We start from the raw sequence: 13,742 nt of genomic DNA on the forward strand, positions 1-13,742 counted from the left end.
TGCCCTCCTGCCAGGTCGGCTTGCGGAACGAGTTGTTCAGCGGGTCGTGGATGCTGCGATCGAGCATCGCCTGGTGATTCGGATCCCGGGGATCTGGCAGAATAGAAGGTCGGACGACGTGCTCGACCCTCTATCCAGCGCTCGTCCTCCTATTTGAGCTTCCGCCGGGTGTGCACCCCACGCTCCAGGCGATCGGTTCGTCACCTTCCACACAATTCAGGAGAATCGTGGCTGTCAAGATTCGTCTCAAGCGCCTGGGCAAGATCCGCGCGCCTTACTACCGCATCGTCGTCGCCGACTCGAAGACCAAGCGCGATGGTCGCGTGATCGAGGAGATCGGCAAGTACCACCCCACCGAGGAGCCCTCGTTCATCGAGATCGACTCCGAGCGTGCGCAGTACTGGCTCTCCGTCGGCGCACAGCCGACCGAGCAGGTCGCCGCTCTGCTCAAGATCACGGGCGACTGGGGCAAGTTCAAGGGCGACAAGAACGCCAAGTCGACGCTGAAGGTCAAGGAGCCCAAGGTTCCGTTCGAGATCGACTCGTCGAAGAAGTCCGTCGTCAAGCCCAAGGCCGAGAAGAAGGTGGAGGCCCCCGCTGAGGAGGCTCCCGCCAAGGCCGACGCGGAGGCCGCTGAGGCTCCCGCCGCCGACGCAGAGTAATCCGTCGTGCTCGCCGCCGCGCTCGAACACATCGTCAAGGGGATCGTCGATCACCCTGAGGATGTCCGTATCAACGCCTCCACATCGCCGCGAGGCGACATCCTCGAGGTGCGTGTGCACCCCGATGACCGTGGACGCGTGATCGGGCGCGGCGGCCGCACCGCGAAGGCACTGCGTACGCTCATCTCGGCGCTGGCCGATGGGCGTCGCGTCCGCGTCGATGTCGCGGACGACTGACGTGGTTGCGAAGGATCGCAACCAGGGCAAGAACCAGCTGCGCGTCGGGCGTCTCGTCAAGGCCCATGGCCTCAAGGGCGCTCTCAAGCTGGAGTTGTACACCGACAACCCGGAGCGACGCTTCACGCCGGGTGCGGAGTTCACGTTGCAGGTGCCCGAGGCATCTCCGTGGCACGGCAAGACCGTCACCGTCCGCGAGTACCGCGTGATGAACGGCAATCCTGTCGTCTTCCTGAACGACGTCGACGACCGAGAGGGTGCCGAGACGCTCGTCCGGGCCATCCTCTGGATCGACCAGGACGTCGACGAGGTCGAGGACGACGCATGGTTCGACCACCAGCTCGTCGGGCTCGACGTGGTCCGTGACGACGTCGTGATCGGCAAGGTCGCCCGCGTCGAGCACTTCCCGGCACAGGATCTGCTGATCGTCCGCGCCGGCGAGGCCGAGATCCTCGTCCCGTTCGTCAAGGCGATCGTCCCCACCGTCGACGTCGCGGCAGGGCGGGTCATCGTGACGCCCCCTCCCGGGCTCTTCGAAGAGCTTCCCGACACCGCGGATGCGGGGGAGCCCGAGGGCTCCGACGCATCCGAGTGACCGCGGGTACGGTTCCTCCGTGCGCATCGACGTCCTCTCGATCTTCCCGTCGTACTTCGACGGTCTGACACTCTCGCTGCTGGGCAGGGCGCAGAGCTCCGGCATCCTCGACCTGCGCGTGCGCGATCTGCGCGACTGGACCTCGGACCGCCATCGCACCGTCGACGACACTCCGTACGGCGGCGGGGCGGGCATGGTCATGAAGCCCGAGCCGTGGGGACTCGCGATCGACGAGCTGACGACGCCGCCGGAGTCCGTCGAGACGACCGCGCCGACGATCATCTTCCCCTCGCCCGCCGGCGAGGTGTTCACCCAGGCGACGGCCCGCGATCTGAGCACCCGCGATCACCTCATCTTCGGCTGCGGCCGCTACGAGGGCATCGACGAGCGGGTCTTCGAGTACGCAGCGTCGCGAGGCGAGGTGCGCCTGATCAGCCTCGGCGACTACGTGCTCAACGGGGGCGAGGTCGCCACCATGGCGATGATCGAGGCGATCGGTCGGCTCATACCCGGCGTGGTGGGCAATCCCGAGAGCCTGGTGGAGGAGTCCCACGAGGACGGTCTGCTCGAGTACCCCTCCTACACGAAGCCCGCGGTCTGGCGGGAGCGAGCGGTTCCCGATGTCCTGCTCAGCGGCAACCACGGCGTGATCGCCTCCTGGCGCCGAGACCAGCAGATCGAGCGGACCCGTCGGCGGCGGCCCGACCTGCTGCCCGACGACCCCTCTTAGAGAGGTCCGCTCCTTCGCGCTGATAGCGTCGCACCATGGCTGATGAGGTGCTGGCGAAGTCTTTCGAGCTGATCGGGACCGAGTACGACCGGTACCGCCCCGGGTTTCCCGCGGCGGCGGTCGATGTGCTCTGTCCCCACCCCGTGCGCGCCGCTCTCGATCTCGGTGCCGGCACCGGCAAGTTCACGGAGCTGCTCGCCGACAGGGCGGAGCGTGTCTGTGCGGTCGAACCCTCCCCGGCGATGATCTCCGTGCTGCGTTCCAAGCTCCCGGACGTCGATGCCATGCTCGGCAGCGCCGAGCAGATCCCGGTGGAGTCGGGATCGATCGACCTCGTCACCGTCGCGCAGGCCTTCCACTGGTTCGACCGGGAACCGGCCTGCGCGGAGATCGCCAGGGTCCTCGTCAGCGGGGGAGCGCTCGGGCTGATCTGGAACCACTCGGATCCGGAGTGCCCCTGGGATCGAGCGGCGCACCGGATCGCGCACCCCGCCGTGGCCGCGTCGGATGACACCACCAGCAGCGCCGGCGAGGAGCTGCCGGGATTCGAGTTCGTCCGGCGAGAGCAGATCCGGTGGGTGGAGAGGATCCGCCGTGACGCCTACCTGAAGCGCTGGTCGACGGTCAGCACGTTCCTGGTGGCGGACGACGCGACCAGGGCGGAGATGTCCGCGCAGATCGAGGCCGTGCTCGATGCCGACCCGCGGACGCACGGCCGCACGGAGTTCGACCTTCCGGTCGTCACCGACGTCTATCTGTACCGGAGCCTCTGAGAGGGTCGGGCACGTCTCAGTCGACGCCGAGGAAGGAACGGTCGGTGAGGACGATCGGCCCGTCGGCTGTCACGGCGACCGTGTGCTCGGAGTGCGCTCCGCGTGAGCCGTCGACACTGCGCAGCGTCCAGCCGTCGGGGTCGGTGACGAGTTCGTCCGTCGTCTCGAGCAGCCAGGGCTCGAGTGCGAACACGAGACCCTCTCGAAGCGGGAATCCCCGGCCGGCGCGGCCGTCGTTCGGCACGTGCGGATCGCCGTGCATGATGCGCCCGACGCCGTGGCCGCCGAAGTCGGTGTTGATGGAATAGCCCTCGCCGTGCGAGATCGCGGCGATGGCGGCCGAGATGTCACCGATCCGGTTGCCCACCACGGCGGCGGCGATGGCGGCGTCCAGCGCACGCTCCGTCGTCTCGATGATCCGCAGATCCTCGTCTCGCGGGGTCCCGACCACGAAGGACACGGCCGAATCCGCGACCCAGCCGTCGACGGAGACGGCGAAGTCGAGGGAGACCAGATCGCCGTCTCGCAGCACGTAGTCGTGGGGGAGTCCGTGCAGCACGGCGTCGTTGATCGACGTGCAGATCACCTTGCCGAAGGGGCTCGCTCCGAAGGACGGGTGGTAGTCGATGTAGCAGGACTCCGCGCCTGCCTTCCGGATCAGATCGTGCGCGCGACGGTCGATCGACAGCAGATTGGTGCCGACCTTCGTCTCCTCGCGCAGGGTGGCCAGCGTCTCGGCCACGAAGCGGCCCGCGGCGCGCATCTCGTCGATCTCGGCAGGTGTGCGCAGTTCGATCATCGGGGGTGTCCTCTCGTCTCCTCCATTCTCGTCGATCCGTGCGGTTCCGGCGTTCGCCGAGACGGGACCGCACGAGCATCCCGCCCCGCTCTCAGCGAACACCGAGTGCCGACCGCCCCGTGGGTCGTAGCATCGAGGCATGAGGTTGCGTCAGGCGTTCTTCCGGTGGTTGATCCCCTCGGCCTTCCTGCTGCCCCTGTGGCTGTTCATCGGCTGGGGAGTGTTCCAGGGCGGGTGGGCGATCCTCTGGGTGCTGTTCATCGCGGTGCCGTCGGTATTCGTCGGACAGCTCTTCCTCACCCTCCTCACGCGATCGCGTCCGTCGGTGCGCGCCGAGCGCGCAGTGTCCTGGTGGGACGTCGCGGGGTTCACCGTCTGGCACGGACTGACCATCGCCGTCGGATGCTTCATCGACGGCGCGTTCGGGTGGTTGCTCGCCGCGGCCGTCGTGGTCGGCATCGGGCTGGTCTGGCTGCAGCTCTGGCAGCTGTGGAGCGAGGCGAAGGGCAACGGCGCGCGCTTCCGGGAGACGATCGCCTGGTCGACCGTGCCGGGTGTGGACGAACCGGCACCGGCGACCCGAGCGCATGAGGTCATCGTGGTGCGCGAGAGCGACGAGCGGGCCTGAGCCCCGACTCGGCGACGGCTCGGCGACGTTTTGGTCGCACGCGTCATCCGTGGCAGAATGAATGTTTGTGCCGTGACCGGCTCTGCCCCAGGGGAGCCCGCGGACGCCTAGGCGCCGTTCAGCACACATCGTTCTTATTCCTTCCTACATCATGCATCCGACCTGAGGCGAGTGCAGAGAGAGACGATCATGCAGATCCTCGACGCCGTCGACGCAGCATCGCTGCGTACCGACGTTCCCGTTTTCAACCCCGGTGACACGGTCAACGTGCACGTGAACATCACCGAGGGCACCCGCTCGCGTATCCAGGTCTTCAAGGGCGTCGTCATCGGCCGCCAGGGCGATGGCGTGCGCGAGACCTTCACCGTTCGCAAGATCAGCTTCCAGGTGGGCGTCGAGCGTACCTTCCCGGTGCACTCCCCGGTGATCGACCACATCGAGGTCGTCACCCGCGGTGATGTGCGTCGCGCGAAGCTGTACTACCTCCGCCAGCTGCGGGGCAAGAAGGCCAAGATCAAGGAGAAGCGCTTCAACTGACGCGCAGGTTCTCCACAGCACCCCGGGACACGATGTCCCGGGGTGCTGTGTTCTCCCCGGGGTGTGCGACCCTTGATACTGCCGTCTCCGAGCGGTGCGAGACAGTGAAGGAACCTGATGACGAACGACTCCGCGACCGCATCCACGCCGTCCACCGGACGACGCCGCGGTTTCCTCGTCTTCCTGCGCGACGTGCTGGTGATCGTCGTGATCGCCGCGCTCGTGTCGTTCGTCGTGAAGACGTTCGTCGTGCGGTCGTTCTACATCCCCTCGGCGTCGATGGAGCGCACGCTCATCGTCGACGACCGCATCCTCGTCGACGAGCTCACCCCGCGCTGGACGCCCTACGAACGGGGCGACGTCGTGGTGTTCAAGGACCCGGGCGGGTGGCTCGACGGCCAGCCGCAGACGCCTGCGCAGCCTCCGCTGATCGAGGCCGTCGACTGGGTGCTCACCCTCGTCGGCATCTCGGCCACCGACTCCCAGGACCACCTCGTCAAGCGGGTGATCGGTCTTCCCGGCGACCATGTCGTGTGCTGCAACGCGCTCGGTCAGATCACGATCAACGGTGCGCCGATCGACGAGCTCAGCTATCTCAACCTGCCTGACGGCGACACCGCCGCGTCCAACGAGCCGTTCGACGTCGTCGTCCCGGAGGGCTCTCTATGGCTCCTCGGCGACAATCGCGATCGGTCGCGCGATGCCCGCGCGCATCAGGATCTGCCGTCCGGGGGATTCGTGCCGATCGACAACGTCGTCGGCAAGGCATTCCTCACCACGTGGCCGTTCGACCGACTCGGTCCGATCGACGGGCACCACGACATCTTCAACGGCGTCCCGGACCCGGAATGAGCGTCGCGGCTCCCACGCTCGCCCTCGAGCGTCGTCTGCTCCGCGAGTGCGAGATCGTGATCTCCCTCGATGAGGTCGGACGCGGTGCGCTCGCGGGCCCCGTCGCGGTGGGGGCGGCGGTGATGGACGCCGCGGGTGCCCGTCGGCGTGTTCCCGAGGGACTGAGGGATTCGAAGCTCGTCACCGAGAAGCGACGCCCCGATGTCGCCGCGCGGGCGTCCGCCTGGGTGCAGGCGTCGAGTGTGGGCTGGGCCAGCGCCGCGGAGGTGGACCAGGTCGGCATCATGCGGGCACTGGGACTCGCCGCGTCCCGGGCCGTGCAGGGCGTGCTCGCTCAGGGGATCGCCGCCGAGGGGGCGCTGGTGCTGCTCGACGGCAATCACGACTACCTCTCGGCCGTGCATCCCACGCCGCTGACCGTGCGACCCGTCATCAAGGCGGACCGCGACTGCGCTTCGGTGTCGGCGGCGTCGGTGATCGCGAAAGTGGCGCGCGACACGTATATGGCGGAGCTCCACGACGGGCATCCCGCCTATCAGTGGAATCGCAACAAGGGGTATGCGAGCCTGGAGCACCGGGATGCGATCCGGACTCTCGGGCTGTCTCCGCACCACCGGGCGTCCTGGGCCATTGCGGATGCGCCGACCCTGTTCTGAGCTGCAGTGCGTCATGGTTCCGCCGCCGACTCTAGGATGGAGTGATCATGGATGAGGAAGCCTTCGACGACTACGACCGCGAGCTCGAGCTGGCACTGTTCCGCGAGTACCGCGATGTTGTCGCACAGTTCCAGTACGTCGTGGAGACCGAGCGACGCTTCTACCTGGCCAATGAGGTCAATGTGGTGCGGCGCGACACCGAGCACGACTTCTACTTCGAGATCTCGATGAGCGATGTCTGGGTGTGGGACATCTATCGGGCAGACCGCTTCGTGAAAGCCGTCCGTGTGCTCACCTTCAAGGACGTCAACGTCGAGGAGCTCCAGCGGCGCGAGTTCGAGATCCCTCAGGAACTGTCGCTCGACGGAGAGTGATCTCTCCTGCCCGATGCAGCATCCTGACGGGTTATCCTCAGCGGCCGGGGGATCGAGCGATCGGGAGCGTCGACGGGCCCTCGCGCACGAGACGCTGTGCTCATGGCAGCGAAAGACGAACTCGGCAGAGACGGTGAACAGCGCGCGGTCCGTCATCTGACGGAAGCCGGCTACGAGGTGGTCGATCGCAACTGGCGGTGTCCACAGGGAGAGATCGACATCGTCGCTGTGCGCGGCGAGATCCTGGCGATCGTCGAGGTGAAGACGCGGCGGACGATCGGTTTCGGGCATCCGCTCGAAGCGATCGATGCCCGCAAGGCGCGCAGGCTCTGGCAGCTCGCGCACGCCTGGGCCGCCGCGCATCCCGAGACGGCGCGAGGACGCACGATACGCGTCGAGGCGATCGGCATCGTCGGCGACCCCGCTGACGGCACGATCGAGCACCTCGAGGATGTGTCGTGACGACGGCTCGCACCTGGGCTGTCGCGCTCACCGGAGTGGACGGACATCTCGTCGAGGTCGAGGCCGACCTCTCGAATCAGACACCCGACTTCAAGATCATCGGGCTGCCCGACAAGTCGCTGGCCGAAGCCGTCCAGCGCGTGCACAACGCGTGCAAGAACTCCGCTCTGGATCTGCCGCGGCGGCGGCTCACCGTGAATCTGTCCCCGGCGAGCCTGCCGAAGCAGGGGTCGGCATTCGACCTGAGCATCGCGGTGTCCGCTCTCGCTGCAGGGGGAGCGCTGTCGACCCGTGCGATCGCGGGTACGGTGCACCTCGGTGAACTCGGTCTCGACGGCCGGCTGCGCCCTGTGCCCGGCGTCCTGCCCGCGGTCTTCGCGGCTGCTCGAGCCGGATTCGAGACCGTGATCGTTCCTCGCGCCAACGAGGCCGAGGCCCGTCTCGTCCCCGGGGTGGAGGTGCGTTCCGCCAGCACTCTGTCGGAGGTCGCCGTCTGGCACGGAGCCGACATCGAGGTTCTGGACGCCGACCCCGTGCCCGTGGCTGCCCCCGTGGTCGAAGAGGCGCCTGACCTCGACCTCGCCGATGTCGTGGGGCAGGAGGACGCGGTGAACGCTCTGGTCGCTGCCGCCGCCGGAGGACATCACCTGCTCCTCAGCGGGCCCCCGGGGGCGGGAAAGACCATGCTGGCCCGCAGGCTCCCCGGAATCCTGCCCCCGCTCTCCGAGGAGGAGTCGTTGGAGGTCGCGTCGATCCGCTCGCTCTCCGGCGAGTCCGTGCGGAGCCTCAGCGTGATGCCACCCCTCGAGGCCCCGCACCACAGTGCGTCAGTGGCAGCCCTCGTCGGCGGCGGGTCGAGGGTGGTGAGGCCCGGGGCGATCTCGCGAGCCCACAGAGGCGTGCTCTTCCTCGACGAGGCGGCGGAGTTCTCGAGGGTCGCGCTCGACGCGCTGAGGCAGCCGCTCGAGACCGGAGCCATCGAAGTGAGCCGATCCGGAATGACCGCGTTGTTCCCTGCGCGGTTCCAACTCGTCATGGCACTGAATCCGTGCCCGTGCGGCAACTACGGCGTGCGCGGTGCCGAATGTCTCTGTCCCTCGCTCGCGATCCGACGATATGCGACGAGGCTGTCGGGGCCGCTGCGAGACCGCATCGACATCGAACTGCGCGTCGCGCGCGTGTCCGCGAGCCGTGCGATGACCGGCGATCGGGCGGCTCTGACCAGCGAGGTCGCCAGGCGTCGGGTTCTGGAGGCGCGGGAGTGTGCGACCGAGCGGTGGCGCGGGACGCCGTGGCGACGCAACGGAGATGTGCCGGGCACGCGCCTGCGCCAGCCCGACATCAGGATCGCGGCGGCCGCGCGGGCTCCGCTCGACCGCGCACTGGAGCGGGGCACGCTGACGCTCCGCGGTTATGACCGCGTGCTGAGACTGGCGTGGACGATGGCGGATCTGGAGGGGGCGGGGCGGCCGGGGCCCGACGAGGTCGGACGCGCGCTGTATCTGAAGCGAGGTTTCGGGTCATGATCGACGAACTGCGAAGCGACCGGGGAGTCGTCTCGGCGATGGCGGCGGTCCGCGGCGCGGGCGGTGACGAGGACGCGCTGGCCAGGGTCGCGTGGTCCGTCATCGCAGAGCCGGGCGACGGGGTCGCGGGTGCGCTGGTGGAGGCGCTGGGGGCCACGGAGGCGCTGAGGGCCGCTCTCGATGAGGGTATGGGTCCCACCTCTGGGCGAGGCGCCTCGGCTCTGGCCGAGGGGCGGGCACGGTGGCGGGTGCGCGCAGAGGTCCGAGCAGTGGCCGATGCCGTCGGAGCCGCGGGCGATGTGCGGGCCCGACTGCTGATACCCGGCGATTCCGAGTGGCCGCGGGCCGTCGATGATCTCGGCGCGCATGCGCCGATGGTGCTCTGGGTGCGCGGCGACGCATCGCTGCTCTCCGCCGAACCTCGCGTGGCGATCGTCGGGGCGCGCGCCGCGAGCGGTTACGGAGAGATGCTGGCGGGCGATTTCGCCGGCGAGCTGGCCGGCTCCGGCGCGGTCATCGTCTCCGGGGGCGCGTACGGGATCGACGGCGCCGCGCATCGGGCTGCCCTCGGCGTCGAGGGTCGCACGATCGCATTCCTCGCCGGCGGAGTCGACCGCGCTTATCCGCAGGGGCATCGACAGCTGCTGCAGCGCATCGTCGAGACGGGGGCCGTGGTGAGCGAGGTCCCCTGCGGCACGGCGCCGACGAAGTGGCGGTTCCTCGCGCGCAATCGGCTGATCGCTGCGCTGGCTGATGCGACCGTCGTCGTCGAGGCGGGGTGGCGCAGCGGCTCGCTCAACACCGCCGGACACGCCGCCGCACTGGGGCGTCCGCTGGGTGCCGTGCCGGGGCCGGTGACATCCGCCGCATCGGCGGGCTGCCACCGGCTGCTCCGTGAATACGATGCGCGCTGCGTGACGACATCGGAGGAGATCCGCGAGCTGTGGGGCGTCGCGGGTCAACCGCAGGGTGGCGCGCAGGGTGGTGAGGGCGTCGACCCCGAGCGACGGCGTCTGCAGGACGCGCTGAGTGTTCGCACGCCGTCGACCGTCATCGAGTTGGCCCGCCGCTCGGGCCTGGCGCCCACGCGCGTGAGCGCCCTTCTCGGCCTCCTCGAGCTGGAGGGCGATGCCCGTCGCACCGACGGCGGGTGGCTGAGCGGGCACAGCGATCGGCGATGAGTGGTCGAGTGCCCGCGGTGCCGGCCGACTGGCCGTGTTCGGCGGGGGAGCGCGGGCGGCGCGGCTGACGTCCTGGCGGCAGGAGGTCCGGCAAGCTGGGGCGCATGGAGTTCCCGGCGGCAGTGGATGCCTTCGCCGACCATCTCGAGCGGGTGCGTCGGCTGTCCTCGGCGACCGTGCGCGCCTACCGGTCCGACCTCCGGGACCTCGGCGCGTCCGCGTCCGGTCTCTCTCTGGAGCAGATCACGCTGGACACGCTGCGGGACTGGCTGTGGGCAGCCACGCAGCGAGGAGACGCCCGTTCGACTCTCTCCCGTCGCGCCGCCGCCGCTCGGTCCTTCTTCAGCTGGGCGGTGGAGCAGGAAGTGCTCACGCATGACCCGAGCCTGCGTCTGATCGCGCCCAAGCGGGGGAGGACGCTGCCGACCGTCGCCTCGAAAGATGCCATGACAGCACTCCTCGAGACCCAGCGGCAGGCGGCGGAGTCCGGTGAGCCGACAGCGCTGCGCGACCACGGTGTCCTCGAGCTCCTCTACGGCGCGGGCATCCGCGTCTCGGAGCTGTGCGGCATGGACGTCGACGACCTCGACCTCGATCGTGGCACTGCACGGGTGCTGGGAAAAGGCGCCAAGGAGCGGGTCGTCCCGTTCGGGGTGCCCGCTCGTGATGCCATCGGCGCCTATCTCACCCGGGGTCGCCCGGCGCTCCTCGCCCGTGCCGCCCATCCGTCCGCCGCGCTGTTCCTGGGGAGTCGTGGGGGCCGCATCGGACCCCGCGCGGTCTACACTCTGGTCGCCGAGGTGCTCGCCCCCTTCGTGGGCGTCGACACGGTGGGGCCCCACGCATTGCGGCACACCGCGGCCACGCACCTGCTTGACGGCGGGGCCGACCTGCGCGCGGTGCAGGAGATCCTCGGACACGCGAGCCTGGGGACCACGCAGATCTACACGCACGTCTCGGCGGAGCGCCTCACCGCCACGTACCGCCTGGCGCACCCCCGCGCGTGACACCCACGGGTCACGGCCCGTCGCAGCAGGGGAGGAGCACCGCTCTCGGCACCGGCCCGAACAGGATCAGGGGGTCGATGTACACCCCGTGCGATCTGACCCCGAGATGCAGCGTGCCTGCCACGGCATGGCCGCCGACGGCGACGGTCCCGATGACATCGCCGGCGGCCACCGCGTCGCCGGGTTGCCAGGTCGAGATCAGCGGTTCGAACGTCGACACATACCCTCCGGGATGCTCGATGGTGAGCAGCGGCCTGTCGACGACAGACCCGCGGAAGGCGACCCGACCCTCCGCCGGTGCGCTGACCTCGGCGCCGACCGACGTCGTCGCGTCGATGCCACGGTGCCCGGCTCCGTACTCGTGGGCGGGTGCCCGATACGGCGACGTCACGTCGCGGGGCCCTTCGAGCGGCCAGTCCCAGCGGGGATGGACGGCGTCGGGAGCCGGATCCGCGCCCTCGACGATGCTGCGCGCCCGCGTCGCCGTCATCACGGACGCATCCGCGCGACCGCCCAGCGAGACGAGAACCAGGAGGAGGGCGAGGACGATCATCGGCGCGCGCATGGGCGGGTGGGTTCGCATCGGATCATCCTGTGCGCTCCCGTCCGCTCGCGCCTCGCGTCGCCCGTGATCTCCCCGGCAGGTGTGCGCCATACGGTAGATACGCCTTCGGTGCAGAGCGGGTGCGCGGGCCGCGCGTCCTGTATGCTGGAGGAGCACCTCGATCTCGAGGTGACTACGCGTGCCCACAGCGACTTCGGTCGTGGCATCCACTCCCACAGGTCTCGCCTCACGGCGGGCGGGTGTGCGCCGGGTACCAGGGAGTTCGATCGTTCCGATCGACTTGACAACCTCAACGGCGCAGAACCGCGTCAGAACAAGGAGACGACCATGGCTGTGGTCACCATCCGCCAGCTGCTTGACAGCGGCGTGCACTTCGGACACCAGACCCGTCGGTGGAACCCGAAGGTGAAGCGCTTCATCCTCACCGAGCGCAGCGGAATCCACATCATCGACCTGCAGCAGTCGCTCGGGTACATCGACAAGGCCTACGACTTCGTCAAGGAGACCGTCGCCCACGGCGGCACGATCCTCTTCGTCGGCACCAAGAAGCAGGCGCAGGAGATCCTCGCAGAGCAGGCGACCCGTGTCGGCCAGCCCTTCGTGAACCAGCGCTGGCTCGGTGGCCTCCTCACCAACTTCCAGACGATCTCCAAGCGACTCGCTCGCATGAAGGAGCTCGAGGAGCTCGACTACGAGACCCCTGCGAACAGCGGTTTCACGAAGAAGGAGCTCCTGCTCAAGAAGCGTGAGCTCGACAAGCTGCACAAGTCGCTCGGCGGAATCCGCAACCTCACCAAGACGCCGTCGGCCATCTGGGTCGTCGACGCCAAGCGCGAGCACCTCGCGATCGATGAGGCCAAGAAGCTCGGCATCCCCGTGATCGGAATCCTCGACACGAACGCCGACCCGGACGACTTCCAGTACCCGATCCCCGGTAACGACGACGCGATCCGCTCCGTCTCGCTGCTCACCCGCATCATCGCGGATGCCGCGGCCGAGGGTCTGCAGCAGAAGCACAACCCCGAGACGGGTGACGCCGAGCCGCTCGCCGACTGGGAGAAGGAGCTTCTCGAGACTCCCGTCCAGGAGTCCGCGGACGCCGCGACCGTCGAGACCGCCGCCGATGAGGCTGCCGTCGTCGAGACGCCGGCCGCCGACGAGACCGCCGCTGACGCGGCCGGTGCCGAGGCTCACGACGAGGCGATCGCCGCCGCTTCCGGTGAGGAGACCTCCGAGGTCGCCGCCGCCGAGGCCGCAGACGCCAAGTAATCCCGCGACCACCACACATTACGAAGCAAGGAGCCACCACACATGGCCAACTTCACCATCGCTGACCTCAAGGCGCTGCGTGAGCAGCTCGGTACCGGAATGGTCGACACCAAGAAGGCACTCGAGGAGGCTGACGGAGACGTCGAGAAGGCCACCGAGATCCTGCGTCTCAAGGGTGCCAAGGGCAACGCGAAGCGTGCCGACCGTTCCACCAGCGAGGGACTCGTCGTCGCTCGCGAGCAGGACGGCGCCGTGACGCTCATCGAGCTCGCCTGCGAGACCGACTTCGTCGCGAAGAACGAGCGCTTCATCACGCTCGCCGAGAAGGTCGCGGATGCCGTCGCCGCCGTCAAGGCGGACTCGGTCGAGGCGGCTCTGGCCGCACCCGCCGGCGACAAGAGCGTCGAGCAGGTCATCTCGGAAGAGGCCGCGATCATCGGCGAGAAGGTCGAGCTGCGCCGCGTGCGCACCATCTCGGGCGACCACGTCGAGGTCTACCTGCACCGCACCAGCAAGGACCTGCCGCCGCAGATCGGTGTCGTCGTCGCCTACTCGGGTGACGATGCCGAGACCGCTCGCAGCATCGCCCAGCACATCTCGTTCGCGAACCCGTCGTACCTGTCCCGCGAGGACGTCCCGGCTGACGCCGTGGAGAAGGAACGCGTGATCGTCACCGAGATCTCCCGCAACGAGGGCAAGCCGGAAGCGGCCCTGCCCAAGATCGTCGAGGGTCGCGTCTCCGCGTTCATCAAGCAGGTCGCACTGCTCGAGCAGGACTACGCGAAGGACAACAAGCTCTCTGTCGCCCAGGTGGCGAAGGACGCCGGTATCACCGTGACGGACTTCGCGCGCTTCAAGGTCGGCGCGTAGCAGAGTCGAAGGGGTTCGG

The 13,742-nt window shown here is 68.6% G+C and carries 18 protein-coding genes; 16 read left to right on the plus strand and 2 right to left on the minus strand.

Features of this window, described 5'->3' with window-relative positions; genetic code table 11:
* The first annotated feature begins 227 nt into the window (after positions 1-227).
* The 5 genes from rpsP to ABTZ43_RS01200 are packed head-to-tail and all read left to right on the plus strand — an operon-like array spanning position 228 to position 2,997.
* On the plus strand, positions 228-662 hold the full coding sequence (gene rpsP / locus ABTZ43_RS01180; protein ID WP_056417146.1) for a 30S ribosomal protein S16: 435 nt from the start codon (positions 228-230) through the stop codon (positions 660-662).
* A 6-nt stretch (positions 663-668) separates the two neighbouring features.
* Positions 669-899 carry an RNA-binding protein gene (locus ABTZ43_RS01185; protein WP_045255226.1) on the plus strand — a complete coding sequence of 77 codons (231 nt, stop codon included), beginning with the start codon at positions 669-671 and terminating at the stop codon, positions 897-899.
* Positions 883-1,494 (plus strand): ribosome maturation factor RimM, encoded by a 612-nt coding sequence (gene rimM, locus ABTZ43_RS01190; protein ID WP_253386010.1) that lies wholly within the window; start codon positions 883-885, stop codon positions 1,492-1,494. The genes ABTZ43_RS01185 and rimM overlap by 17 nt, the downstream gene beginning before the upstream one ends.
* A gap of 19 nt (positions 1,495-1,513) precedes the next feature.
* On the plus strand, positions 1,514-2,224 hold the full coding sequence (gene trmD / locus ABTZ43_RS01195; protein WP_056417158.1) for a tRNA (guanosine(37)-N1)-methyltransferase TrmD: 711 nt from the start codon (positions 1,514-1,516) through the stop codon (positions 2,222-2,224).
* A gap of 35 nt (positions 2,225-2,259) precedes the next feature.
* Positions 2,260-2,997: a class I SAM-dependent methyltransferase gene (locus ABTZ43_RS01200; RefSeq protein ID WP_350537578.1), complete on the plus strand. Its 738-nt coding sequence runs from the start codon at positions 2,260-2,262 to the stop codon at positions 2,995-2,997.
* Between the two features lie 16 nt (positions 2,998-3,013).
* On the opposite strand, the gene map is transcribed toward ABTZ43_RS01200, so the two are convergent.
* Positions 3,014-3,796: a type I methionyl aminopeptidase gene (map, locus tag ABTZ43_RS01205; protein ID WP_056419480.1), complete on the minus strand. Its 783-nt coding sequence runs from the start codon at positions 3,794-3,796 to the stop codon at positions 3,014-3,016.
* A gap of 139 nt (positions 3,797-3,935) precedes the next feature.
* On the opposite strand from map, the gene ABTZ43_RS01210 reads away from it, so the two are divergent.
* The 9 genes from ABTZ43_RS01210 to ABTZ43_RS01250 all read left to right on the plus strand — a co-directional run bounded on the left by ABTZ43_RS01210 (position 3,936) and on the right by ABTZ43_RS01250 (position 11,019).
* Positions 3,936-4,424: a hypothetical protein gene (locus ABTZ43_RS01210; protein WP_056417164.1), complete on the plus strand. Its 489-nt coding sequence runs from the start codon at positions 3,936-3,938 to the stop codon at positions 4,422-4,424.
* A 189-nt stretch (positions 4,425-4,613) separates the two neighbouring features.
* The gene (gene rplS, locus ABTZ43_RS01215; RefSeq protein WP_056419484.1) at positions 4,614-4,961 is read left to right on the plus strand and encodes a 50S ribosomal protein L19; all 348 of its coding nucleotides are present in this window, start codon (positions 4,614-4,616) and stop codon (positions 4,959-4,961) included.
* Between the two features lie 117 nt (positions 4,962-5,078).
* A complete protein-coding gene (lepB, locus tag ABTZ43_RS01220) occupies positions 5,079-5,813 on the plus strand; it encodes a signal peptidase I (protein WP_056417166.1) in 735 nt (244 codons plus the stop codon).
* Entirely contained in the window at positions 5,810-6,469 is a 660-nt protein-coding gene (gene rnhB, locus ABTZ43_RS01225; protein ID WP_056417169.1) for a ribonuclease HII, read from the plus strand. Before lepB ends, rnhB begins: the two co-directional genes overlap by 4 nt.
* A 47-nt stretch (positions 6,470-6,516) precedes the next feature.
* Complete coding sequence (locus ABTZ43_RS01230) at positions 6,517-6,843, plus strand: DUF2469 family protein (RefSeq protein WP_056419488.1); 327 nt, start codon at positions 6,517-6,519, stop codon at positions 6,841-6,843.
* Positions 6,844-6,945: 102 nt separating this feature from the next.
* Complete coding sequence (locus ABTZ43_RS01235) at positions 6,946-7,305, plus strand: YraN family protein (protein ID WP_056419491.1); 360 nt, start codon at positions 6,946-6,948, stop codon at positions 7,303-7,305.
* Positions 7,302-8,831: a YifB family Mg chelatase-like AAA ATPase gene (locus ABTZ43_RS01240; protein WP_350537579.1), complete on the plus strand. Its 1,530-nt coding sequence runs from the start codon at positions 7,302-7,304 to the stop codon at positions 8,829-8,831. The genes ABTZ43_RS01235 and ABTZ43_RS01240 overlap by 4 nt, the downstream gene beginning before the upstream one ends.
* On the plus strand, positions 8,828-10,012 hold the full coding sequence (gene dprA / locus ABTZ43_RS01245) for a DNA-processing protein DprA (protein WP_350537580.1): 1,185 nt from the start codon (positions 8,828-8,830) through the stop codon (positions 10,010-10,012). The genes ABTZ43_RS01240 and dprA overlap by 4 nt, the downstream gene beginning before the upstream one ends.
* A gap of 104 nt (positions 10,013-10,116) precedes the next feature.
* Complete coding sequence (locus ABTZ43_RS01250) at positions 10,117-11,019, plus strand: tyrosine recombinase XerC (RefSeq protein WP_350537581.1); 903 nt, start codon at positions 10,117-10,119, stop codon at positions 11,017-11,019.
* A 10-nt stretch (positions 11,020-11,029) separates the two neighbouring features.
* On the opposite strand, the gene ABTZ43_RS01255 is transcribed toward ABTZ43_RS01250, so the two are convergent.
* Complete coding sequence (locus ABTZ43_RS01255; protein WP_350537582.1) at positions 11,030-11,602, minus strand: murein hydrolase activator EnvC family protein; 573 nt, start codon at positions 11,600-11,602, stop codon at positions 11,030-11,032.
* Between the two features lie 309 nt (positions 11,603-11,911).
* Here ABTZ43_RS01255 and rpsB point away from each other — a divergent pair, with 309 nt between their 5' ends.
* Together rpsB and tsf are read left to right on the plus strand one after the other, a co-directional pair.
* On the plus strand, positions 11,912-12,853 hold the full coding sequence (rpsB, locus tag ABTZ43_RS01260) for a 30S ribosomal protein S2 (protein ID WP_056417199.1): 942 nt from the start codon (positions 11,912-11,914) through the stop codon (positions 12,851-12,853).
* Between the two features lie 42 nt (positions 12,854-12,895).
* The gene (gene tsf / locus ABTZ43_RS01265; RefSeq protein WP_056417202.1) at positions 12,896-13,723 is read left to right on the plus strand and encodes a translation elongation factor Ts; all 828 of its coding nucleotides are present in this window, start codon (positions 12,896-12,898) and stop codon (positions 13,721-13,723) included.
* Positions 13,724-13,742 lie beyond the last annotated feature (19 nt).

Source organism: Microbacterium sp. NPDC097977, from assembly GCF_040302605.1.
GTDB lineage: Bacteria > Actinomycetota > Actinomycetes > Actinomycetales > Microbacteriaceae > Microbacterium.

What these genes read in the sequence shown, in the direction of transcription:
- rimM (WP_253386010.1), top strand. Translation starts at nt 883, where the DNA reads ATGTCGCGGACGACTGACGTGGTTGCGAAGGATCGCAACCAGGGCAAG.
- ABTZ43_RS01200 (WP_350537578.1), top strand. Translation starts at nt 2,260, where the DNA reads ATGGCTGATGAGGTGCTGGCGAAGTCTTTCGAGCTGATCGGGACCGAG.
- map (WP_056419480.1), bottom strand. Translation starts at nt 3,796, where the DNA reads ATGATCGAACTGCGCACACCTGCCGAGATCGACGAGATGCGCGCCGCG.
- ABTZ43_RS01210 (WP_056417164.1), top strand. Translation starts at nt 3,936, where the DNA reads ATGAGGTTGCGTCAGGCGTTCTTCCGGTGGTTGATCCCCTCGGCCTTC.
- rplS (WP_056419484.1), top strand. Translation starts at nt 4,614, where the DNA reads ATGCAGATCCTCGACGCCGTCGACGCAGCATCGCTGCGTACCGACGTT.
- lepB (WP_056417166.1), top strand. Translation starts at nt 5,079, where the DNA reads ATGACGAACGACTCCGCGACCGCATCCACGCCGTCCACCGGACGACGC.
- rnhB (WP_056417169.1), top strand. Translation starts at nt 5,810, where the DNA reads ATGAGCGTCGCGGCTCCCACGCTCGCCCTCGAGCGTCGTCTGCTCCGC.
- ABTZ43_RS01230 (WP_056419488.1), top strand. Translation starts at nt 6,517, where the DNA reads ATGGATGAGGAAGCCTTCGACGACTACGACCGCGAGCTCGAGCTGGCA.
- ABTZ43_RS01235 (WP_056419491.1), top strand. Translation starts at nt 6,946, where the DNA reads ATGGCAGCGAAAGACGAACTCGGCAGAGACGGTGAACAGCGCGCGGTC.
- dprA (WP_350537580.1), top strand. Translation starts at nt 8,828, where the DNA reads ATGATCGACGAACTGCGAAGCGACCGGGGAGTCGTCTCGGCGATGGCG.
- ABTZ43_RS01250 (WP_350537581.1), top strand. Translation starts at nt 10,117, where the DNA reads ATGGAGTTCCCGGCGGCAGTGGATGCCTTCGCCGACCATCTCGAGCGG.
- ABTZ43_RS01255 (WP_350537582.1), bottom strand. Translation starts at nt 11,602, where the DNA reads ATGCGAACCCACCCGCCCATGCGCGCGCCGATGATCGTCCTCGCCCTC.
- rpsB (WP_056417199.1), top strand. Translation starts at nt 11,912, where the DNA reads ATGGCTGTGGTCACCATCCGCCAGCTGCTTGACAGCGGCGTGCACTTC.
- tsf (WP_056417202.1), top strand. Translation starts at nt 12,896, where the DNA reads ATGGCCAACTTCACCATCGCTGACCTCAAGGCGCTGCGTGAGCAGCTC.